The sequence below is a fragment of the Pseudoalteromonas sp. S558 genome, assembly GCF_005886635.1.
GTDB lineage: Bacteria > Pseudomonadota > Gammaproteobacteria > Enterobacterales > Alteromonadaceae > Pseudoalteromonas > Pseudoalteromonas aliena.
The window spans coordinates 1-21,950 of the sequence record NZ_PNDU01000097.1; the positions used below are offsets into that span (position 1 = coordinate 1).

The 21,950-nt window shown below is 38.4% G+C and carries 22 protein-coding genes and 1 pseudogene; 16 read left to right on the top strand and 7 right to left on the bottom strand.

All coding sequences use genetic code 11. From position 1 onward, the window contains the following. Window positions 1-249: 249 nt before the first annotated feature. From ychF to lolB, 6 genes are all read right to left on the bottom strand, one after another. A complete protein-coding gene (gene ychF / locus CWB66_RS07885; RefSeq protein WP_138584936.1) occupies window positions 250-1,341 on the bottom strand; it encodes a redox-regulated ATPase YchF in 1,092 nt (363 codons plus the stop codon). Window positions 1,342-1,394: 53 nt separating this feature from the next. After that, window positions 1,395-1,979, bottom strand: a complete 585-nt coding sequence (pth, locus tag CWB66_RS07890; RefSeq protein ID WP_138584937.1) for an aminoacyl-tRNA hydrolase — start codon at window positions 1,977-1,979, stop codon at window positions 1,395-1,397. Between the two features lie 19 nt (window positions 1,980-1,998). Then, window positions 1,999-2,610, bottom strand: a complete 612-nt coding sequence (locus tag CWB66_RS07895) for a 50S ribosomal protein L25/general stress protein Ctc (protein ID WP_138584938.1) — start codon at window positions 2,608-2,610, stop codon at window positions 1,999-2,001. Between the two features lie 148 nt (window positions 2,611-2,758). Then, on the bottom strand, window positions 2,759-3,706 hold the full coding sequence (locus CWB66_RS07900) for a ribose-phosphate pyrophosphokinase (protein WP_077538386.1): 948 nt from the start codon (window positions 3,704-3,706) through the stop codon (window positions 2,759-2,761). Window positions 3,707-3,794: 88 nt separating this feature from the next. Beyond that, window positions 3,795-4,652, bottom strand: coding sequence for a 4-(cytidine 5'-diphospho)-2-C-methyl-D-erythritol kinase (gene ispE / locus CWB66_RS07905; protein ID WP_138584939.1), 858 nt, complete (start codon window positions 4,650-4,652; stop codon window positions 3,795-3,797). A 2-nt stretch (window positions 4,653-4,654) separates the two neighbouring features. After that, window positions 4,655-5,242 (bottom strand): lipoprotein insertase outer membrane protein LolB, encoded by a 588-nt coding sequence (lolB, locus tag CWB66_RS07910; protein ID WP_138584940.1) that lies wholly within the window; start codon window positions 5,240-5,242, stop codon window positions 4,655-4,657. 82 nt (window positions 5,243-5,324) lie between these two features. On the opposite strand from lolB, the gene hemA reads away from it, so the two are divergent. The 12 genes from hemA to rlmM all read left to right on the top strand — a co-directional run bounded on the left by hemA (window position 5,325) and on the right by rlmM (window position 16,824). Continuing rightward, entirely contained in the window at window positions 5,325-6,581 is a 1,257-nt protein-coding gene (hemA, locus tag CWB66_RS07915) for a glutamyl-tRNA reductase (RefSeq protein ID WP_171037471.1), read from the top strand. Window positions 6,582-6,588: 7 nt separating this feature from the next. Continuing rightward, entirely contained in the window at window positions 6,589-7,674 is a 1,086-nt protein-coding gene (prfA, locus tag CWB66_RS07920; RefSeq protein WP_077538380.1) for a peptide chain release factor 1, read from the top strand. Between the two features lie 2 nt (window positions 7,675-7,676). Next, a complete protein-coding gene (gene prmC, locus CWB66_RS07925) occupies window positions 7,677-8,516 on the top strand; it encodes a peptide chain release factor N(5)-glutamine methyltransferase (protein ID WP_138584941.1) in 840 nt (279 codons plus the stop codon). 54 nt (window positions 8,517-8,570) lie between these two features. Then, window positions 8,571-10,115, top strand: coding sequence for a response regulator (locus CWB66_RS07930; RefSeq protein WP_171037472.1), 1,545 nt, complete (start codon window positions 8,571-8,573; stop codon window positions 10,113-10,115). A 32-nt stretch (window positions 10,116-10,147) separates the two neighbouring features. Then, complete coding sequence (locus tag CWB66_RS07935) at window positions 10,148-10,522, top strand: SirB2 family protein (protein WP_138584942.1); 375 nt, start codon at window positions 10,148-10,150, stop codon at window positions 10,520-10,522. Between the two features lie 145 nt (window positions 10,523-10,667). After that, complete coding sequence (locus CWB66_RS07940; RefSeq protein WP_138584943.1) at window positions 10,668-11,495, top strand: tetratricopeptide repeat protein; 828 nt, start codon at window positions 10,668-10,670, stop codon at window positions 11,493-11,495. Window positions 11,496-11,557: 62 nt separating this feature from the next. Beyond that, window positions 11,558-12,811 (top strand): DUF819 family protein, encoded by a 1,254-nt coding sequence (locus tag CWB66_RS07945; RefSeq protein ID WP_138584944.1) that lies wholly within the window; start codon window positions 11,558-11,560, stop codon window positions 12,809-12,811. Window positions 12,812-12,820: 9 nt separating this feature from the next. Then, the gene (kdsA, locus tag CWB66_RS07950; protein ID WP_138584945.1) at window positions 12,821-13,675 is read left to right on the top strand and encodes a 3-deoxy-8-phosphooctulonate synthase; all 855 of its coding nucleotides are present in this window, start codon (window positions 12,821-12,823) and stop codon (window positions 13,673-13,675) included. Window positions 13,676-13,807: 132 nt separating this feature from the next. After that, window positions 13,808-14,704: a transcriptional regulator GcvA gene (locus CWB66_RS07955; protein WP_077538372.1), complete on the top strand. Its 897-nt coding sequence runs from the start codon at window positions 13,808-13,810 to the stop codon at window positions 14,702-14,704. Between the two features lies 1 nt (window position 14,705). Further along, window positions 14,706-15,353, top strand: a complete 648-nt coding sequence (locus CWB66_RS07960) for an alpha/beta family hydrolase (protein ID WP_077538370.1) — start codon at window positions 14,706-14,708, stop codon at window positions 15,351-15,353. Next, the gene (locus tag CWB66_RS07965; RefSeq protein ID WP_171037473.1) at window positions 15,353-15,721 is read left to right on the top strand and encodes a DUF423 domain-containing protein; all 369 of its coding nucleotides are present in this window, start codon (window positions 15,353-15,355) and stop codon (window positions 15,719-15,721) included. The genes CWB66_RS07960 and CWB66_RS07965 overlap by 1 nt, the downstream gene beginning before the upstream one ends. A 17-nt stretch (window positions 15,722-15,738) precedes the next feature. Beyond that, window positions 15,739-16,824 (top strand): 23S rRNA (cytidine(2498)-2'-O)-methyltransferase RlmM, encoded by a 1,086-nt coding sequence (gene rlmM, locus CWB66_RS07970; protein WP_138584946.1) that lies wholly within the window; start codon window positions 15,739-15,741, stop codon window positions 16,822-16,824. 46 nt (window positions 16,825-16,870) lie between these two features. Here the strand turns inward: rlmM and cysZ are convergent, their stop codons facing one another. Further along, complete coding sequence (gene cysZ / locus CWB66_RS07975) at window positions 16,871-17,581, bottom strand: sulfate transporter CysZ (RefSeq protein ID WP_171037475.1); 711 nt, start codon at window positions 17,579-17,581, stop codon at window positions 16,871-16,873. Window positions 17,582-17,942: 361 nt separating this feature from the next. On the opposite strand from cysZ, the gene CWB66_RS07980 reads away from it, so the two are divergent. The 4 genes and pseudogenes from CWB66_RS07980 to CWB66_RS07995 all read left to right on the top strand — a co-directional run bounded on the left by CWB66_RS07980 (window position 17,943) and on the right by CWB66_RS07995 (window position 21,910). Further along, window positions 17,943-18,560, top strand: coding sequence for a sulfotransferase (locus tag CWB66_RS07980; protein WP_171037474.1), 618 nt, complete (start codon window positions 17,943-17,945; stop codon window positions 18,558-18,560). 88 nt (window positions 18,561-18,648) lie between these two features. Then, window positions 18,649-18,792, top strand: a pseudogene (locus CWB66_RS07985) (IS5/IS1182 family transposase); the annotation flags it as partial. 123 nt (window positions 18,793-18,915) lie between these two features. Then, window positions 18,916-19,377, top strand: a complete 462-nt coding sequence (locus CWB66_RS07990; RefSeq protein WP_077538362.1) for a GNAT family N-acetyltransferase — start codon at window positions 18,916-18,918, stop codon at window positions 19,375-19,377. Between the two features lie 277 nt (window positions 19,378-19,654). Continuing rightward, window positions 19,655-21,910: a sensor domain-containing phosphodiesterase gene (locus CWB66_RS07995; RefSeq protein ID WP_138584947.1), complete on the top strand. Its 2,256-nt coding sequence runs from the start codon at window positions 19,655-19,657 to the stop codon at window positions 21,908-21,910. The last annotated feature ends 40 nt before the right edge of the window (window positions 21,911-21,950 follow it).

Below are 21,950 nucleotides of genomic sequence, written 5' to 3' on the forward strand. Positions count from 1 at the left end.
CCTTAAACTATTCCTTGATGGTCTAACCTTTTGATTTTTAGATTCATATACACCTCAAAGTTGAGATGTTATTTTATCAAATTAAAGAGAATTAAGCGTTTAAATTAAATCGAAATTTTTGAAATTGGTCTGATCAATGTCTGGTGGAGGGGGTTATGCTGAGTGGCTGTTGTATTTAGCTGATACAAAAAAGGCTCGTAAACACGAGCCTTTAAAAATTAATTCCCATCTAAATGGGTTTAATTTTATTTATACGTTAAACAAGAAGTTCATTACATCGCCATCTTTAACAATGTACTCTTTACCTTCTTGACGCATCTTACCAGCTTCTTTTGCACCGCTTTCGCCTTTAAAAGCAACAAAGTCGTCAAAAGCAATCGTTTGCGCACGGATAAAGCCACGCTCGAAGTCGGTATGGATTTTACCCGCTGCTTGTGGTGCAGTTGCACCGACAGGGATTGTCCATGCGCGTACTTCTTTTACGCCAGCTGTGAAGTAAGTTTGTAATTGTAGTAATTCATAACCACCACGAATAACAAGGTTAAGACCTGGCTCTTCTAGACCAAGATCAGCCATAAACTCAAGCTTGTCTTCGTCATCTAATTCTGAAAGCTCAGATTCGATAGCGGCACATACAGGAACAACAATCGCATCTTCAGCAGCAGCTATAGCACGAACACGGTCAAGGTATGGGTTATTTTCAAAACCATCTTCAGCAACATTTGCAATATACATTGTTGGTTTGATAGTTAAAAAGTTTATAGAGCTGATTGCTGCTTTTTCTTCTTTAGTTAATACTAAAGCACGTAAAGTTAAGCCTTCGTCAAGATGCACTTTTACTTTTTCAAGTACAGCATTTTGCTCTTTAGCATCTTTATCGCCACCTTTTGCTTTTTTTGCATTACGGAAAAGGGCTTTTTCAGCGCTATCCATATCAGCAAGTACTAACTCAGTGTTGATTACATCAATATCGTCAGCAGGGTCAATAGTGCCTGCTACGTGGATGATGTTTTCATCTTCAAAACAGCGAACTACGTGGCCAATTGCATCAGTCTCACGAATATTAGCTAAAAACTGATTACCAAGGCCTTCACCTTTGGATGCGCCTTTAACTAAACCGGCAATATCTACAAATTCCATACTCGTGGTAAGAACTCGTTGCGGGTTAACAATTTTAGCAAGTTCGTCTAAGCGAGGATCTGGCACCGGCACCACACCTGTATTAGGTTCAATGGTACAAAAAGGAAAGTTAGCGGCTTCAATACCCGCTTTGGTTAGTGCATTGAAAAGCGTTGATTTACCAACGTTAGGCAAGCCAACGATGCCACATTTAAAACCCATAGTAAGATACCTTGTTTAGAATTCGTTTAAACGGTGTACTTGGACCCAAGTTACTAGGGTTTAAACGAATGTAGTCTGTTTTGTGCTTTTAACACACCATCTTTTGCAAGTATTTCCATGCAACGAACTGCTTCATCAACAGCAGCATCCATTTTTTCTTGGTCTTCTTTGGCCGCTTTTCCAAGCACCCAACCAGTTACCATTTCACGATGCCCCGGATGACCTACACCAATGCGCAAGCGCATAAAGTCTTTTTGATTTGCCATTTTTGCAATAATGTCTTTTAAGCCATTATGACCGCCATGCCCACCGCCTTTTTTTAATTTGGCAACGCCTGGGTCTAAATCCAATTCGTCATGAGCAACTAAAATGCTTTCGACAGGGATTTTGAAAAAATTAGCTAAACTACCGACCGCTTTACCACTTAAATTCATGTAAGTAGTGGGGATCAATAATTTGAATTCTTGGCCTTGAATGATCACTTTGCCTGTAAGGCCGTGATATTTAGGATCGTGTTTTAGAGTGCAGTTATAGCGTGCAGCGATTTGCTCGATGAACCAAGCACCTGCATTGTGGCGTGTGTTTGCGTATTCGGGGCCTGGATTAGCCAGGCCCACAAGCATTTGAATAGAATTCAAGGTTGCGAGACCTTAAAAATTATTCTGCTGCTGCAGCGTCGTCTTCAACTGGAGCTGCTTTGTTTGCTTTGATAGTCAGGATAGACTGATCATGGCCTTCGCCTTTAGCTAAATCTACAGAGCTAACGCCTTTAGGGAAAGTAAGATCTGAGATATGAACTGAATCGCCAACAACAAACTTAGAAACATCTACTTCGATGAATTCTGGAAGTGCTTTTGGAAGACACGTAATTTCAACTTCAGTTAACTGGTGAACAACAGTTGCGCCAGCTTTAGTTACAATCTCTTCACCGATGAAGTGTAGAGGAACTTTAGTTTGAAATTTATGAGTAGCATCTACACGTTGGAAATCAAGGTGAGTAAGCTTAGGCTTGAATGGGTGACGTTGAATATCTTTTAAGATTACTTCAACAGCTTCGCCATCTACGTTAAGCGTAAGGATATGCGTGTAAAAACCTTCGTCTTCTTGTGCTTTGATCATATCTTTATGAGCAAAAGTAAGAGATAGGGCTTCTTTATCAGCTCCGTAAAGGATTGCAGGAACTTTGTCTTCGCGACGTAGGCGGCGGCTCGCACCAGTACCAGTTTCTACGCGAAGTTCAGCGTCATAAGTGTAAGTTTTGTTAGACATAATGTCTCCAATAATTATAAGTGTGGGGCCTTTGCGACCAAGGACCCCAGCCAAAAGGCGCGCTATCATACCACTGCGAACTTGTAAAATATACACAGTCCACAAAAAAAGCGCCAAAAGGCGCTTTTATATTCAAAAATGTTTAACTTTAATGTTCAAACATCGCTGAAATAGATTCTTCGTTACTAATACGACGAATAGTCTCTGCTAACATATCTGCTAACGTTAGTACTTTTACTATATCAAGTGCTTTTAGTTCTTCAGATAACGGAATTGAATCAGTTACGATTACTTCATCGATAACCGAATTACGCAAATTTTCAGCCGCTTGACCAGAAAGAATAGGGTGCGTAGCGTAAGCAAATACACGCTTAGCGCCATGTTCTTTAAGTGCTTCAGCAGCTTTACATAACGTACCACCGGTATCAATCATATCATCAACGATAATACAATCACGGCCTTCAACATCACCAATAATATGCATTACTTGTGAAACGTTCGCTTGAGGGCGACGTTTATCAATAATAGCTAAATCAGTGTCGTTTAGAAGTTTTGCAATTGCGCGAGCACGTACAACACCACCAATATCTGGAGATACAACAACAACATCTTCAAAATGACGAGCTTTCATATCTTCAAGCAATACTGGGCTGCCAAATACGTTATCAACAGGTACATCAAAGAAGCCTTGGATTTGTTCAGCATGTAAATCAACCGTAAGAACACGGTCAACGCCTACGCTTGATAAGAAATCGGCAACAACTTTTGCTGTAATTGGTACTCGAGCAGAACGTACACGACGATCTTGACGGGCATAACCAAAATAAGGAATGACGGCAGTAATACGACCTGCAGACGCACGACGTAGGGCATCAACCATAACGATAAGTTCCATAAGGTTATCGTTTGTAGGGGCACAGGTTGATTGCAAGATAAAAACATCCGAGCCACGAACATTTTCATTTATTTGAACACTGATCTCACCGTCGCTAAAACGGCCAACAACAGCATCGCCTAATTCAATATATAAACGTTTTGCAACTTTTTGAGCTAACTCAGGTGTTGCGTTACCAGCGAAGAGCTTCATGTCAGGCACGGTTGGGTTCCTCAGGCACTGAAATTTTGGACTAACGAGCAATGATAAAGATCATTGCGAGTTAACTTATGATTACTTTTACGTTACTTCATTGATCGAATATGGCGGCTAACTCCGTATGAGCAGGGGAAGTATTAACGCTTGATGCGATAAACCCCTGCCAAGTATGGGGGAGATTAGCAAGTACATCTTGTGCTTGAACTTGACTAGCAAATTCAACAAAACAACATGAACCTGTTCCGGTCATCTTCGACGGGGCGTATTTTAGCAACCACTGGAGGGTTTTTTCAACCTCGGGACAGAGCTTTTTAACTAAAGGCTCACAATCGTTGCTCAAAGTTTGGCATTTCCAATCACCTAAAATTTTTGGCGTATCGCGTTTTAAGTCTGGATGCGTGAATATTTTAGCCGTACTTACATGCTGATTTGGATGCACAACACAGTACCATTTCTGTTCAAGTTCTACGTGCTGTAATTTCTCGCCAATGCCGTGTGCTATGGCGCTTTGACCGCGTATAAATACGGGAACATCCGCGCCTAATTGTAGCCCTAAATCAGCTAATTCATCCACACTATTATTTATATTCCAGAGTTTATTAAGTGCTAATAATGTTGTGGCTGCGTCGGATGAACCTCCTCCAACACCGCCTCCCATCGGCAGGCGTTTAATTAAATTTATTTTTACACCTAACTGCGATTTATTCTGCGTTTGTAATAATAAAGCGGCTTTGTAGATGAGATTATCCTTTAAAGGTATGTCTTTAGTATCACCCGTTACTAAAATAGTGGGTGTGCTTGTAAGTTCAAAAGACAGTTCATCGCCAAAGTTCAAAAAGGTAAATAGCGTTTCAAGCTCATGATAGCCATCAGCACGACGACCATTAATGTGTAAAAATAAATTGAGCTTTGCAGGTGCAATAACTGAAAAAGAAGTTGTTCTAACCATGTTTAATTAAATCGCCAATCGTAGAGTTGAATTTTAATTTTAATCTGTTGATGCTTTAACGTCAGTTTGGTTGGTAGCCAATAGCCTTCACTTTGTATGTAGCTACTGTAATCTATTTGCCATTTTTTTCCGTTGTTATCAAACCACAGTACTTGCTTTGCCCGACCAAGTTGATCAACGACTAAGCTTTGATCGTCAATGGTGCCTTTTAGCCAACTGCCGGCATTATTTACGGGCAGTGTAAAACCTGTTAACCGCTTAAGAAGTCGTGCAGCATCCGTATCGAAATACTTTTTGTCATCAAACTCAAGTTCAGCCATTTTACTTGTTTGCTTAAGCTGCAAAATACGTGTACCAATAAATGATGTGAGCACTAAATCATTATTATTTTCCCTTTGTTGCCAATTTAAGTTTGCAGATTGGCGTTCATCGGGGCTTATAAACGCAAGTTTACCTTCTACATGCCAAGTTTTTTGATTCACAAGGCGAGGCTTCCAATCATCATAAAGCACTGTTTTAGATACGATTTGTTGAGCGCAGCCGCCTAAAAATAAAAAAGTTATAGCTAAAATAAAATATTGTCGAGTCAAATGTTGTTCCTTACTTTCCATATTCCGCTGATTTTTGGTAAAATTGCCGTCCTAAAGTAGGGCTCAGCAATATTTGGCAAATATGACCATAATAGCACTAGGTATAAATCACAAAACCGCTTCCGTAGAACTACGTGAAAAAGTAGCTTTTTCGCCTGAGCAAATTTCAGAGGCGTTACAACAATTAAGCGGTCATGCTGACTTTAATGAAGCGGTTATTGTCTCTACGTGCAATAGAACCGAAATCTATTGTAGCCTTGCTCAGCAAAATTCCCAAATACTGTTGACTTGGCTTGCCAGTTTCCATGGTTTAGATGAACATGAACTGAGTAGTAATATATATTGTCACGAAGACAATGACGCAATAAATCATCTGATGCGTGTCGCGTGTGGGTTAGATTCATTAGTCCTAGGCGAACCGCAAATTCTTGGGCAAATAAAGCAAGCTTATTATAGTGCTAAAACCCACGACGCTGTAGGTGTTACGTTTGATCGCTTATTTCAAAAAACATTTTCGGTAGCTAAAGAAGTTCGCACAGAAACAAATATAGGCGCCAGCGCCGTGTCTGTTGCATTTGCAGCTGTTAATTTAGCAAAGCATATTTATGGCAAACTTGATAAAACAAATGTGCTATTGATAGGCGCGGGTGAAACCATAGAGCTTGTTGCTAAACATTTATATCAAAATGAGCCACAAAAAATTACAGTAGCAAACAGAACAATAGAGCGAGCACGCAATTTAGCTGATGAAGTGTCGGCTGATGTTATTGCATTGGCGCAGTTACCAGAGCGTTTACATAAAGCGGATATAATTATAAGTTCTACTGCAAGTACACTTCCTATTATAGGGAAAGGCGTGGTAGAGCAGGCGCTTAAACAGCGCCGCAATAAACCTATGTTGTTTATTGATATTGCTGTGCCGCGCGATATAGAAAGCCAAGTTGGTGAACTCGATGCGGCTTATCTATATTCAGTTGATGACTTGCAAACGATTGTCAGCGAAAATATGGCTGCGCGCGAGCAAGCAGCACAGCAAGCGCAAATTATTATTACCGAACGCACTAAAGAGTTTTTAATGTGGTTGCGTTCACTCGATTCAGTGGGGTTAATTCGTCATTATCGAAACGATGTTCAAACAATAAAGTCGGAATTAGTAGAAAGAGCTGTTAGCCAACTTTCTAGTGGTAAAGATGCAGAAAAAGTAATTTTAGAGTTGGCCAATAAATTAACCAATCGCTTAATGCACGCGCCTACCCGTGCTATTCAAGATGCAGCGAAAAAAGGTGAAGTGGCTCAATTAAATCAATTGAAAAAAATGTTAGGTATTGACCAGGAATAACCGTTAAATGAAAGAGTCTGTTTACAACAAATTAGAAACCTTAGTTGAGCGTTATGAAGAAGTACAAGCGCTACTAAGCGATCCGTCGGTCATTAGTGATCAAAATCGTTTTCGTGGGCTTTCAAAAGAATATTCTGAGCTTGAAGAAATCGTAAAAACGTTTTTAACTTATAAAGAAACGCAAGACGATTTAGCCAGTGCAGAAGAAATGCTTAAAGATTCTGACCCTGATATGCGTGAAATGGCGCAAGAAGAATATAAAGAAGCTAAAGCACAAATCCTGGTAATTGAAGATCAAATTCAAGTATTAATGCTGCCAAAAGATCCGCGAGATAACAACAATGTGTTTGTTGAAGTACGTGCTGGAACGGGCGGTGATGAAGCGGCTATTTTTGCTGGTGACTTATTTCGTATGTACAGCCGTTATGCAGAAACTAAAAAATGGAAAGTAGAAGTTGTGAGCACCAATGAAGGTGAGCACGGTGGTTACAAAGAAGTTATTGCAAATATTAGTGGCGAAGGCGTTTACGGTCAATTAAAGTTTGAATCAGGTGTACACCGCGTACAACGCGTTCCTGAAACTGAATCTCAGGGCCGTGTTCATACTTCTGCGTGTACAGTTGCGGTAATGGCTGAAGTACCGGAGGCCGAAGCGATTCAAATTAATACTGCTGATTTAAAAGTAGATACATTTCGTGCATCAGGCGCAGGTGGCCAGCACGTTAATAAAACAGATTCGGCTATTCGACTTACGCATATACCAACAGGGGTTGTGGTTGAGTGTCAGGACCAACGTTCGCAGCATAAAAACCGTGCTAAAGCGATGTCTGTACTTGCAGCTCGACTGCAGCAAGCTGAAGATGAAAAGCGTCATGCGGCAGAAGCATCTGAACGTCGTGACTTAGTAGGAAGTGGCGATCGTTCTGAACGAATCCGTACTTATAACTATCCGCAAGGTCGTATTACTGATCACCGTATTAACTTAACACTTTATCGTTTAAACGAAGTGGTAGCCGGTGATTTAAGCGCGATTATTGACCCGTTAATGCAAGAGCATCAGGCTGATTTACTTGCCGCGATGGGCGACGAGTAATTGTGAGCCAAACCCTCGAACAAGCTATTGCTGCAGGGGCTGAATTATTAGCCGCTAGCAGCGAAAGCGCCAAATTAGACGCACAAGTTTTACTGCTTCATATTCTTCAAAAACCTCACAGTTACCTTTTCACTTGGCCAGAGCATGCGCTTAATGCTGAACAACAACAGCAATTTAATACATTTTGCCAACGACGTTTAAACGGTGAACCTGTTGCACATATTACGGGGCAACGTGAATTTTGGAGCTTGTCGCTTGAAGTTAACGCAACAACTTTAATACCTCGACCTGATACCGAAACGTTAGTAGAACAAGCACTTGAAGTGGCTGTACCTGCTACAGCTAAAGTGCTTGATTTAGGCACTGGCACGGGGGCAATCGCACTGGCGCTTGGCAGTGAAATGCCTAACTGGAATATTATTGCAGTAGATAGAGTGAATGAAGCGGTAGCATTGGCTAAGCGCAACCAACAGCGTTTGGCGATCAATAATGTAAACGTTAAACAAAGTAATTGGTTTAGTGCGCTGGAAAATGAAAAATTTAACCTAATTGTCACTAATCCTCCTTATATTGAGAGTGATGATATACATTTAAATCAAGGTGATGTTCGCTTTGAGCCGCTTTCAGCTTTGGTTGCTGATGATTCGGGAATGTCTGATATAAAACAAATAATTATACAATCACGTGACTATTTACTATCTAATGGCTATCTTTTAATAGAGCACGGTTTTGATCAAGGTAAAGCTGTTCGTGATTTTTTTAAACAAATGGCGTTTATTAATATTAAAACAGTTAAAGATCTTGGTGATAATGACCGTGTAACACTCGCACAGTGGACTTGAAAAATAACAATTGCCTGCTTGTGTGTTAAATAATGCCATGAAGGAATTTTTATTATGATGGGTGATTTTTTGTTTTCGGACGAGCCAGAAGAATCAGTTAGTGAGATTGAGCAAGGCACCTGGAAAGTATTAATCGTTGATGACGAGCCTGAAGTTCATGCTGTTACAAAGTTAGCATTGAGTGATTTTGAGTTTCAGAATAAGCGCTTAGAATTTATAAGCGCTTATTCTGGTGCTGAAGCAAAACAACTAATAGACGTGCATACAGATGCAGCGATTGTATTGCTCGATGTTGTCATGGAAACGGATGATGCTGGCTTACAGGTCGCTAAGTACATCCGTGAAATAGCACAAAACAACCATATCCGTATTATATTAAGAACAGGCCAGCCAGGCCAAGCGCCCGAGAGGCAAGTAATTGTTAATTACGATATTAATGATTACAAATCGAAAACAGAATTAACCGCGCAAAAGCTATTTACTGTTATTATGTCAAGCCTTCGCTCTTATCGCGATATCATAACCATAGAGCAATCGCGAGAAGGGCTAGAAAAAATAATAAAAGCATCAAGAGATATATTTTCGGCGCATTCAATAGAGAGCTTTATTGAAGGTGTGATGCAACAGCTCGTTTCTCTCTTAGGTATCGCCGAACAAGCTATGTACGCGACCACATTAGTAGCCAAAAATCCAGAGGAAAGAAATAATAAAAAACTAATTGTGTGTTCTGGCACGGGGGATTTTGAGAAAAGTGAAGGTAAAGAGTTAGAGCAGGTACTAGAAGAAGGCCAATTAATGGCTTGTGAACAAGCGCTAATTAATAAGTCGATTATATACAAAGATAATTATCTTTTTGCATACTGTACGAGTGAATATAATCATAAATCAATGCTGTTTATATCAGGTATACCAAAAAATTTAACAGAGACGCAGCGCCATTTAATTGAAATTTTTTCGCAAAATGTGCAATTAGCATTTGAAAATGTACAGTTACAATCTGAAATTGAAGCGACGCAGCAAGAGCTTGTTTTTAGATTAAGTGAAGCCGTTGAGCAGCGCTCAAGTGAGACAGGTAATCATGTTAAACGTGTTGCACATATTTGCCATATTTTAGCAACAGGTTATGGTTTATCTAAGCATAATGCGGAGTTGATCCGCTTAGCATCACCATTGCACGATGTCGGTAAAGTCGGTATTCCTGATGCAGTGTTGAACAAACCTGCCAAATTAGATGCCCAAGAATGGGAGGTGATGAAAACCCATACAGAAAAAGGGTATATTATTTTAAAAGATTCACCGCATGAAATAGTGAATGCCGGTGCGGTTATAGCTAAAGAACACCATGAAAAGTGGGATGGTTCAGGTTATCCTCAAGGTTTGAAAGGTGAAAATATTAATATATTTGGCCGCATTGTTGCATTAGCAGATGTATACGATGCACTTCGCCACAAACGTTGTTATAAAGAGTCTTGGACATTACAAAATGTAATCGATGAAATAAATGAGCAAAAGGGCAAGCATTTTGAGCCTAAGCTTGTTGACATCTTTAACGACAAAATTAATGAGTTGGAAGCGGTACTTATTCGTTTCCCCGATTAAAGTATTTTTTTAAAACAGAAGTTTAGAGGCATATGGATTATTTAGCAGTAAAACACTCGCACATGGCAATTGCATTATTAAGTGTGATTTTATTTTATGTTCGTTCTTTTTCGAGAATGGGAAGTGGTAAAATAGCAAAGAACAAACTGGTATTTATTGGTAGCCACAGTATAGATACCTTGCTACTAGTTTCTGCATTGGCACTTGTATTTATGGCAAAAATCAACCCGCTTGAACAATTATGGCTTTTAGAAAAGATTGTATTAGTAGTGGCTTATATTTTTATTGGCATTAAAAGTTCTAAACAAACGCAAGTGCAAGCAAAAATTATTTATACAATCATTAATACGTTAGTTATTTTAGCGATAGGCTATTTAGCAACGTCTAAATCCGCTTTATTATTTTAACGATTTAATAATTAGGGCTTTATACTTGTTTTGTAAAGCCCTTGTTGTAGCTCCCTCCTTAAATAATCAACGCATTACTATATTGGTATCTAACTTTAAAATTAGGTAAACTACGTCTTCGTTTTCTAGAAATGTTGTAGTATTGATGACCACCCTCGGGTTTGATGAACACGATGAATCATATATTGATGATGCTTATGACGAATTTACGCCAGCGGCCATCTATCGTTGTATAAAAGCGGAATCTAAATGGGATCCTCAGATAGATTTAACAGCAAGGTTCGAAACCTTAACTGACTTTGAGCAGAAAATTGATGCGTTTTGTTTAAAATTAAGAGACGAGCACGAACGCTTAGATAAATTGCTTGATACTTTTTATAGCAATTGGCTATTCAGTGCTTCTAGCTTGAAAGTACCTGAGTATAAATTAAATAGTTTAAGTTACGCACTAACGATGCGAAGTGGTTCTCCAACAACGTTAGCTATTTTGCTTTGCCATTTTTTACAACACGCTAAACTTGATGCCAGCATCAGCTTGAACCAAGGTGAACTAGGTGTTCATGTTGCCATCAGTGATGAAGAAGGTTACATAATAGAGCCAAGTAGTGGGCAACAAAGCTGGTATATAATCCCTGAAAATGCAGATGAGGATGATGGTCAAGAGCAAGAACCCCTAGAACTCATTTTTGATGATGAGGTATATAAGTTGTTTTTAGCGCAGCAAAAATGGTCGTTTATTAGTGAAAATAAATTTGGTCACGCTTTAGCCTGTGTAGAAATGCTAATGGAATTAATAGGTGATGACCCTTATGAAAGACGTGACAGAGGCTATTTATTAAATCAATTAGATTGCCCTAAAATGGCGCGTGCAGATTTACAGTTTTTTATTGATGAGTGCCCAGACGATCCCGCTATTGAGATCATTCAATATCAAATAGAAGAACTAGAAGATAATAATAAAACTCACCATTGAGGTGTGTTGACCTTTCAAAATTGATGTTGAAAGATTAATACATCTACAGAATAGGAATAGTTATGGTTGAAGCTCAAAGCGCATTAATCACCAATGATGCCGTTGTACTTGGTTTACTTGCTGTTATTTTAGGGTTTATTTTTAAAACCTCGAGCAGCGAACGCCCAGCCCTAAAAACCTTTTATAAATACGTACCCGCTTTATTACTTTGTTACTTTTTACCATCATTGCTCAATACATTCGGTATTGTTGATGGCAATAAGTCGAATGTTTATTATGTAGCTTCGCGCTATTTACTGCCTGCCTGTTTAATACTTCTTACCATTAGCATTGATTTAAAAGCCATACTTAATTTAGGCCCTAAAGCACTTATTATGTTTCTAGTCGGTACCTTGGGTATCGTTATAGGTGGGCCTCTAGCTATTTTAGTCGTCAGTGCTGTTGATCCGAGTATTGTTGGTGGCCATGGTCCTGATGCTGTTTGGCGCGGTATGACAACGGTTGCCGGTAGCTGGATTGGTGGTGGTGCAAACCAAGCTTCTATGAAAGAGATGTTTGAAGTCGGGGGAGATATCTTTTCTGTTATGGTGACGGTTGATATTATCGTGGCAAATATTTGGATGGCTGTTTTATTATTAATGGCAGCAAATCATAAAAAAATTGATGCCGCAATTGGTGCAGATACCAGCGCAATTGAAGGTTTAAAACGTCGGATAGAAGCGTACCATGCAGAACATGCTCGTATACCAACACTTAATGATTATATGGTGTTGCTTGCTATTGCATTTGGTATTACTGGTTTTGCGCATTTTTGCGCTGACTTTCTTGGACCTTATTTTGGTAGCACTTATGAATGGGCAAAAGAATACAGCTTAAACAGTAAGTTCTTTTGGTTAATAGTTATATCAACGACAATTGGTATTAGTTTATCGTTTACTAAAGTGAGGCAAATAGAAGCGTTTGGCGCTTCAAAAGTGGCCTCTAGCTTTTTATATATTTTAGTTGCTGCGATTGGTTTGCATATGAATGTAACCGCCATTTTTGATAATCCTGGCTTGTTTTTAGTGGGGGCTATTTGGATGCTGGTGCATGCAAGCTTAATGTTATTAGTTGCTAAACTAATTAAAGCACCATTATTTTATATGGCAGTGGGCTCACAAGCTAATGTGGGCGGAGCCGCTTCAGCGCCTATTGTTGCATCAGCATTTCATCCGTCGCTTGCACCAGTGGGTGTATTATTAGCCGTACTTGGTTATGGCGTGGGTACGTATATGGCTTATTTTTGTGGATTAATGATGCAAGCAGTTGCACCATAAGGAATTAAAATGAAAGACCAAATTATTAAAATCAATGAAATAGAATTAGCAAACAACAAACCATTTGTGTTGTTTGGCGGTATTAACGTATTAGAATCTCGTGATTTAGCTATGCGTGTTGCAGAGCATTACGTCGAAGTAACCACTAAATTAAATATTCCTTATGTATTTAAAGCCTCGTTTGATAAAGCTAATCGCTCTTCAATTAATTCGTACCGTGGTCCAGGTATGGAAGAAGGTTTAAAAATATTTGAAGAGATTAAAAAAACCTTCAATATTCCACTTATTACCGATGTACATGAACCACACCAAGCCGCACCTGTTGCTGAAGTAGTTGATGTGATTCAGTTACCTGCATTTTTAGCACGTCAAACAGATTTAGTGGTTGCGATGGCAAAAACGGGTGCAATTATTAACGTGAAAAAACCACAGTTTTTAGCGCCGCACGAAATGCGTCATATCATTACTAAATTTAATGAGGCGGGTAACAATAACATCGCGCTTTGCGAGCGTGGTTCGAGCTTTGGTTACAATAACTTAGTAGTTGATATGCTAGGCATGGATGACATGAAAGCTATGGCGCCTGTCATTTTTGATGCAACACATGCATTACAACGCCCAGGTGGTCGTACAGATTCGGCTGATGGGCGTCGTGCTCAAGCTGCTGAGCTTGCTCGCAGTGGTATGGCATTAGGTATTGCTGGTTTATTTATAGAAGCGCACCCTAACCCTAACGAAGCTAAATGTGATGGTCCTTGTGCGCTAGCGCTTAGTAAGCTCGAAGGTTATCTATCGCAAATGAAGGCGGTTGACGATTTAATTAAAAGTTTTGCACCACTTGATACAAGCGCAAACGACTTATAATTAGCAATGTCTATGTTTAGGTTATATTTAAAAAGCGACTAAGGTCGCTTTTTTTACACCTTAAATATACTCTTTCTCAGCATAGGTATATAATTCACAGCATAAGAAAAACTAATTCTAAGCTTGGTTATCATGTCAAGACGGGTACCTCCATTAAACGCACTAAAAGCTTTTGAAGCGGCAGCGCGTCATTTAAGTTTTACAAAAGCGGCGGAAGAGCTTTATGTAACGCAAGCGGCTGTAAGTCATCAAATAAAAACACTTGAAGAACATTTAGGATTAAAGCTGTTTTTACGTAAAAATCGCTCGTTATTATTAACCGAAGAGGGGCAAGGTTACTTCCTCGATATTAAAGAGATTTTTACACAGCTTATTGATGCAACCGAAAAGCTATTAGCTCGAGGGGCTAAAGGCTCATTAACGGTAAGTTTGACTCCAAGTTTTGCAATTCAATGGCTTGTGCCACGCTTAAGTTTATTTAATGAGTTACATCCCGAGATTGACGTACGGATCAAAGCGCAAGACCAAGACGAAAACTCATTAACAGATGATGTTGATGTGGCGATTTATTATGGTCGCGGTCATTGGAGCGGTGTACAAACGTATAAGTTGCATACTGAATATTTAGTCCCTTTGTGCAGCCCGATGTTGTTGAGCGGTCCAAAGCCGCTTGATCAGCCTAGCGATTTAGCACAACACACTTTATTGCACGATACCACACGTAAAAATTGGAAAACGTGGATGAAAACGGCCGGTGTGCGCAACGTTCAAGTTAACCAAGGACCTATTTTTAGTCACTCTTCTATGGTGTTGCAAGCTGCTGTGCACGGGCAAGGAGTTGCAATTGGTAACAGTGTGTTAGCTAAACCTGACATTGACGCGGGGCGCTTAGTGATCCCATTTAATCACAGTCTTGAAAGTAAAAACGCCTATTATTTAGTCCTTAGAGAATCACAAACAGAGCTGGGTAAAATAGTATCCTTTAAAGAGTGGATGTTGAGCTTAGTAGAGCAAGAGCAAGAATATTAATATGATTGAATGGTTTAAAAGTTCTAAGCAGACTGCTTTTGCACAATTTATATTTGCCCATGGTGCAGGTGCAGGCAGTGACTCTGACTTTATGCAGCAAATGGCAAAATTAATCAGTGATCAGGGCGTTGATGTTGGCTTATTTGATTTTGAATATATGCAAATAGCCAAACAAACGAATAAGCGCAGGCCGCCTGAGCGAGCACCCAAATTACTCAGTTATTACGAGCAAATACTTAACCACATCCAGCCAAACGTTCCGTTATTTATTGGAGGCAAGTCTATGGGGGGGCGAATGGCATCCATGCTTGCGTGTACGACAGAGCACCCGGTTTTAGGTGTACTTGCGTTTGGCTACCCGTTTCATCCTCCTGGTAAGCCTGAAAAGCTTCGCACTGATCACTTTGCGGATGTTGTTTGTCCATTTTTAGTACTGCAAGGCGAGCGAGATACATTTGGTACCCGCGAGGAGCTTGCAACAATGGCTATGCCTATGCAGCCTCAATATATATGGTTAACTGACGGCGATCACTCACTTAAACCTCGTAAAAAAAGTGGTGTTACTGAGTTACAAAATAGAGAAACTGCTGCCCTTGGCGCAGTTGAGTTTATTAAAAACAATTTAGATTCAAATTTAGAGAGTAATTAATGATTAAGTTATTTTTAATGGCGGGCAGTCTTTTTTGTATGTTTTCGGTCATATTAGGTGCATTTGCGGCTCATGGTTTAAAAAGTCGTTTATCGGAGTATTCGTTAGGAGTATTTAAAACCGCCGCTGAGTATCAAATGGTGCATGGACTTGCGCTTATTGCGGTTGCCATTTTAATTAAGTGGGGCATAAATCTGAGCTGGGCTGGTGGTTTTTTTATAACAGGCACACTACTTTTTAGTGGCAGTTTATATTTACTTGCTCTAACGGAGATGAAATGGCTAGGGCCAATAACACCAATTGGTGGGTTGTGCTTTATTATTGGTTGGATTGTTATTTTAGTGCAAGTTGCACGATTTAAGTTTTAAAGAGTTTAAGGGTTAATATGTCTAGTGTTGTGATTTACTGTCGTAGTGGTTTTGAAAACGATGCCGCTGCTGAAATAACATTTCACGCTGCCGAGCAAGGGTTTGCAGGTTATGTAAAAGCAAAACCAAATACAGGTTACGTTGTTTATGAATGCTTTGAAGCGCATCACAGCGACGAAATAATCAAAAAAGTTGATTTTAAAAATATGGTGTTTGCACGCCAATGGTTTGCCGGTACATTACTAGAAAACATGCCAGTAGAGGATCGCGTTGGCGCGGTAGTTGAAGCTGCAAAAGAGTTTACATTGTGCTCTGAGTTACGCGTTGAAACACCTGATACAAACGAAGGTAAAGAGCTTTTAACGTTTTGTAAAAAAATATCAACCCCGCTAAAAAAAGCGCTTGAAAAACAAAACACAGTATTGCGTGAACCAAGAGCAAATCGTCCAGTAATGCATGTTATGTTTTTAACAAATAACACGGCTTACGTGGGTTACTCATATAGTTTTAATAATTCTCCATTTTTTATGGGTATTTTACGTCTTCGCATGCCAAGCGATGCACCAAGTCGTTCAACGTTAAAGCTAGATGAAGCATTTAATGTGTTTATTCCTGAACAACAACGCGAGTCACGCGTGGCAGCGGGTATGCGCAGCGTTGATTTAGGTGCATGCCCAGGTGGTTGGACCTATCAGCTTGTACGTCGAGGCATGTTTGTAAGCGCGATTGATAATGGCCCAATGAACGATGATTTAATGGAAACAGGGCAAGTTAAGCACTTTAGAGCTGATGGCTTTAAATATCGCCCAGAAAAAAGAAACATCACGTGGTTGGTCTGTGACATGGTAGAAAAACCAACTAAGGTGACCACGTTAATGATTGACTGGGCCGTGAACGCCTATGCAAAAGAGTTTATATTTAACTTAAAGTTACCGATGAAAAAACGCTTTGATAGTGTTTACGAATGCCTTTCAATGATCCGAAAAGAACTTGAAAAACAGGGTATTAATTATGAGTTGCAAGCTAAGCATTTGTATCATGATCGTGAGGAAATAACGGTTCATTTAAACGTTATTAAGGTGCCACAAAATCTATATAGCTAAGTTTTATTAGTAATAAAATGGGTCACTTGACCCATTTTTTGTAGATTTAATTACGATATTTAGGCCTGTAATTATCAACCCATAAGCGAGTTGCGCCGCATACCGCTACCGGCATTACGATTAAATTTATAAATGGTATGGCTGTTAATAACATAACGGCGAAGCCAAACCCATACGACAAACCTTGTTTACTTTTTAAATCATCTTTCATGTGTTTAAAGCTAACTTTATGGTTATCGAATGCATAGTCTTCATATTGCACAGCGAACATCCAGCAGGTAAATAGTACCCACAGTACTTGCCCAATAACAGGTAATATCCACAGTAATATAAAAAAGCCAATTGCGCGTGGTAGGTAATAGCAAAGTTTTGTCCACTCCCGGCCAAGCATGCGTGGCACATCTTTTAATAACTCAGCAAAGCCATCATCATTAATTTTTTGACCTGTTAAATAAAGCTCCACTTTTTCGCTCAATAAAGCGTTAAAAGGTGCAGCAATAAAGTTGGTGATCACCGTAAATAGCATGCTGTAGCTAAATAAAACGATTAATATAGCAATAGGCCACATTAACCATTCAAGCCAACTTAACCACTCAGGAAGCATATTATTAATGTAACTGAAGCTGTCGCTTAGCCATCCAAATAAAAAAAACAGCGAGCTACCAAAAAGTAAAATATTAATTAACAGCGGGATCAAAACAAAGCGCTTTAATCCTTTTTGAGTAATTAATTTAAAACCTGAAAAAAAATATTCCATACCTTGTGTGATCTGCACAGCAACCTCAAAAATGTTTACTACTGAAGCTAGTATAAGTAGCTGAGCTTTTTTGAACAGTATTTTTAAGTAACAAAGTGTTTAATTTTACGTATTAAGATACAAAGTAATAAAGTTAAATAATCTGAACTCTGGCTGCTTCATTGATACTTAACCTGAACTCTGGATAATAAATCTATCTCGAGAAAAATAAATTTAAATATCATTATGGTTCAATATGTTAGTAAATCTCTTAACCAGAGTTCAGGTTACTTATCAATTTACAAAAATCGTTGTTAATTTATTTATGGTCGTATGGCAAACATGTAATAATATGCTGCTGTTTTAAAACGAGTAACGTTTGATGTCTAAAATATTTATCATTGGTTTGCCCAGAACCGGTACTACCAGTATTAGTGTAGCCCTGTTAGAAATGGGGTTGTTAGTAGCGCACACTGCGTTTACCAAAAAAGCATTCGAGATGGCAGATGCTGTATCAGATGCGCCTTGTTTCAGTGATTATATGCATTTAGATACGTTATTTCCTGGCGCAAGATTTATTTATCTAAGTCGAGACGTAGATAAATGGGTACCTTCAATCACCATGCTACTTCAGAAAATGGCACCGCATTTGGAGCCAAAAACAGGTAAATTTAACCCTATTCTCAAACGTAGTTTTCATTCTTTATTTCCGGCAACATTGCCTTTAACCCACAATGCATTAGCTGAGTGTTATTTAAACCACGAACGTGCTGTTTTCACCTATTTTAAAGACCGTAATGATTTTTTAGCCATTGACGTTAGTGAACCCAATAGTTTACTCAAATTAAAACAATTTTTAGGTAAAACAGTAGAAGGAGACACTGATTTTCCTAAATTAAATGTTGGTAGCCAGGTTGCGAATTGGAAGGAATATAAACACCCAAATAAAATTAACTCTAATTTGGCCGGTGCAGAGCATAGAAAATACTTTGATTACTAGGGGCTGTTGATCTTTCAAGTATACTTTTTAAACAGCATAGTGAGCAGGTATAATTTACTTCGCCAAAAACAAAAAATAGCGACTCACTATGCCAAGACTAATGTTAACAGATGAACGTTGGGAAATCCTGTACAAAGCAATGTTAAGTTCAGGGAGAATTTATGATAAGCCTGCACATCGAATAACGATGGAAGGAATACTCTATCGGATGCGAACAGGTTTGCCATTTCGCTATGTCGAAGTAATCTTAAGTAAATATTCAAATCAATGATAAATAAACTAAACAAGGTTGTTCATTTATTACAATTCGGTATAGTTTGCTAACATATTTTTAAATAAAATTGAGATTTTCTCTATGCAGTTAGTCGATTTAAACCCAAATGACCAGGATGTGATTAATGTTTTTTCTGATATCGACCGACTTATAAATTCTTTGTACCCTGTTGCAACAGCACAATCGCTTACCGTTGGCGAGCTCAATGATGCAAATGTTTATGCTATTGGATTAAAGAATGAAGATGGAATTATTGCATGTGGGGCCATTGTTAAGCAGTTTGATGAAGTTGCTTACGGTGAGATCCGACGACTTTACGTAAATCCTAGCTACCGTAATCGAGGATTGTCTCGTCGTATTATGCAGATTTTATTGCATCATGCGGGCGAAGAACAAATTCCGCTGATAAGGTTAGAAACTGGACCTAAACAAATCAAGTCAATAAAGTTATACGAAAACCTTGGTTTTAAGCAATGTAGCAGTTTTGGAGCTTATCAAGACAACCCACAAAGCGTATTTATGGAACTAGGACTGAGTCAATAAGAGCTGAACGTATTTTTCTGTATTAAATTTACCTCATCTTGTTAAATTGTATCACGTACCCATAAAGGTATATTTTAATGTCAATAATTAACAATATGTATATTATTAACTTAATATAATTCGTGGGAATTAAAAAACCTCATAAGTCATGACTATACTTACAGGTTATGGCAGCTACAATTAAATAATTGAAAGTGAACCGCTTTAGCTCTAGTGTGAATCTTTAATTAACATATTATAAATCAAGAATAAAAATAATTAATACGTATGGTGGAATATGGATACAACTAGGTTAAGAAAGTTATTATCCCATCAACAAGGGATCTTGTCTAAAATTGCATTAGGCACTCCCCTAAATGATATTCTTAATGACATTTGTTTATCTATTGAAGAAATTATTGAAGATGAATCAGCTAAGTGCTCAATTCTATCGTTAAAAGATGGGCAACTTTTTCATTGTGCCGCCCCCAATATTGACGAAAAATATTGCCAAGCTATAAATGGAATTGCGATCGGTCCTAACATGGGTTCATGTGGTACTGCCGCTTATTCTAATCGTCGTGTCATCGTTGAAGACATTGCGGTTTCTCCTCTTTGGGTAGAATTTAAAGAACTTGCTCTGGGTTTTGGTTTGAAGTCATGTTGGTCAACACCTATTATTTCAACACAATCAATGACTTTAGGCACTTTTGCTATTTATCATGGGACAGCCAAATCACCATCAGTTCAAGATTTAGAGTTAATTGATTATTTTGTACACTTTTCAAGTATTGCATTAGAAAAAAATGTTGAATCACTCAATGCGAAAAAACTGATAGCTGATTTACAGCAAAGTAATGAAAAATTTAAAGCATTCACTAAAGTTATGCCTGATCTGATTTTAATTTTAAGTGAAGAAGGTGAATACACTGACATTTATGGTTCCTCTAACGATTTATTGTGTAAATCACCAAGGGAAATAATTAATAAAAATGTGAGTGACGCGCTTCCTGAAAGAGAGGCATTGTTGGTTATGGATGTGATTGCGCAAACATTAGCAACCAACGATGTTCAATTTTTTGAATATGAGCTTGAAACCCAAAAAGGTAAAATTACTTTTGAAGGGCGAACAGCTCCTTTGGATCATTATCACCCAAATAATCCATCGCAAAGGCATGTTGTATGGATGGCTAGAGATATTTCGATCCGTAAAAATGCAGAAAAAGAAATCGAAAAGCTCGCTTTTTTTGATGCACTTACGGGCCTACCAAATAGGCGAATGTTAAGTGATAAACTCGCTTTATGTGTAGAAAAAATAAAACACACTCATAAAACGGCGGCTTTATTATTTTTAGATTTAGATAATTTTAAAAGAATTAATGATTCGCTAGGGCATAGTGCAGGTGATGAAGTGTTAATTGAATTGGCGAATCGGCTCAGTGCCGTTTTAAATAATTCAGGTACATTAGCACGAGTCGGAGGGGATGAATTCATTGTTTTGTTAGAGCATGTTGGCGAAAAACAAGATCACGCTAATATAGAATCGGAAAATATTGCAAAAAAACTACAGGGCGTATTCAATGAGAAGTTTGAAGTTGGCAATTTAGCATTTCAGGTGAGTTGTAGCATTGGTATTTGCTTAATTGATGATATAAATTTAATTCCTGACAATATATTAAAGTTTGCTGATACAGCTATGTACCGTTCTAAAATGAAAGGAGGCAACAGCTGTAGTTTTTATGATCCCGCGCTGCAAACCTTACTAGAGAATCAAGCTGAACTTGAAACAGATATTGTAAGAGCGATAGCGTGTGATGAATTTTGTGCGTATTTTCAACCTCAAATAAATGCCACGGGACACATTGTTGGGGCCGAGGCACTTATTAGATGGGATCACCCGAATAAAGGGTTAATAGCGCCCAATGAATTTATTCCGATAGCAGAACAATACGGGCTGATTCAAAAGTTACAAAATATTGTACTTCGCGATATATGTATTCTAATTAATGAATTGAGTAGCAATAAAATCATTAATGAATCATTTTGCATCTCAATTAATATAAGCCAATGCCAATTTAATTCGTCCACTTTAAAAAGTGAGTTACTCAAAGCCATTACTCATTTTAATGTACTGCCATCACAAATTAAGCTAGAAATCACTGAGTCAATGTTATCTGGTGATATAGTCAGCATGATTTATCAAATGGAAGAGCTAAAAGATAAAGGGTTTATGTTTTCCATCGATGACTTTGGTACCGGTTATTCTTGTTTAACGCACTTAAGCGCTTTTCCGGTCAAAGAATTAAAAATAGATAAAAGCTTTATTGATAAGGTTTTAGATAACGGCACAGGCTTTAGCATTGTACAAACAATTATAAATTTAGGTAAAAGCTTAAATTTATCGGTGGTGGCTGAAGGTGTTGAACAATTAGCACAATATGAAATGCTTAAATTAATGAATATTGACTCAATTCAAGGTTATTTAATTGCAAAGCCCATGCCTCACAATCATTACTTGCAATGGCACAAAGATCACTTTGAAAAGACACTATAATACCAATTTTATTAAAAAAATGATCATTCTAGCGTATTAA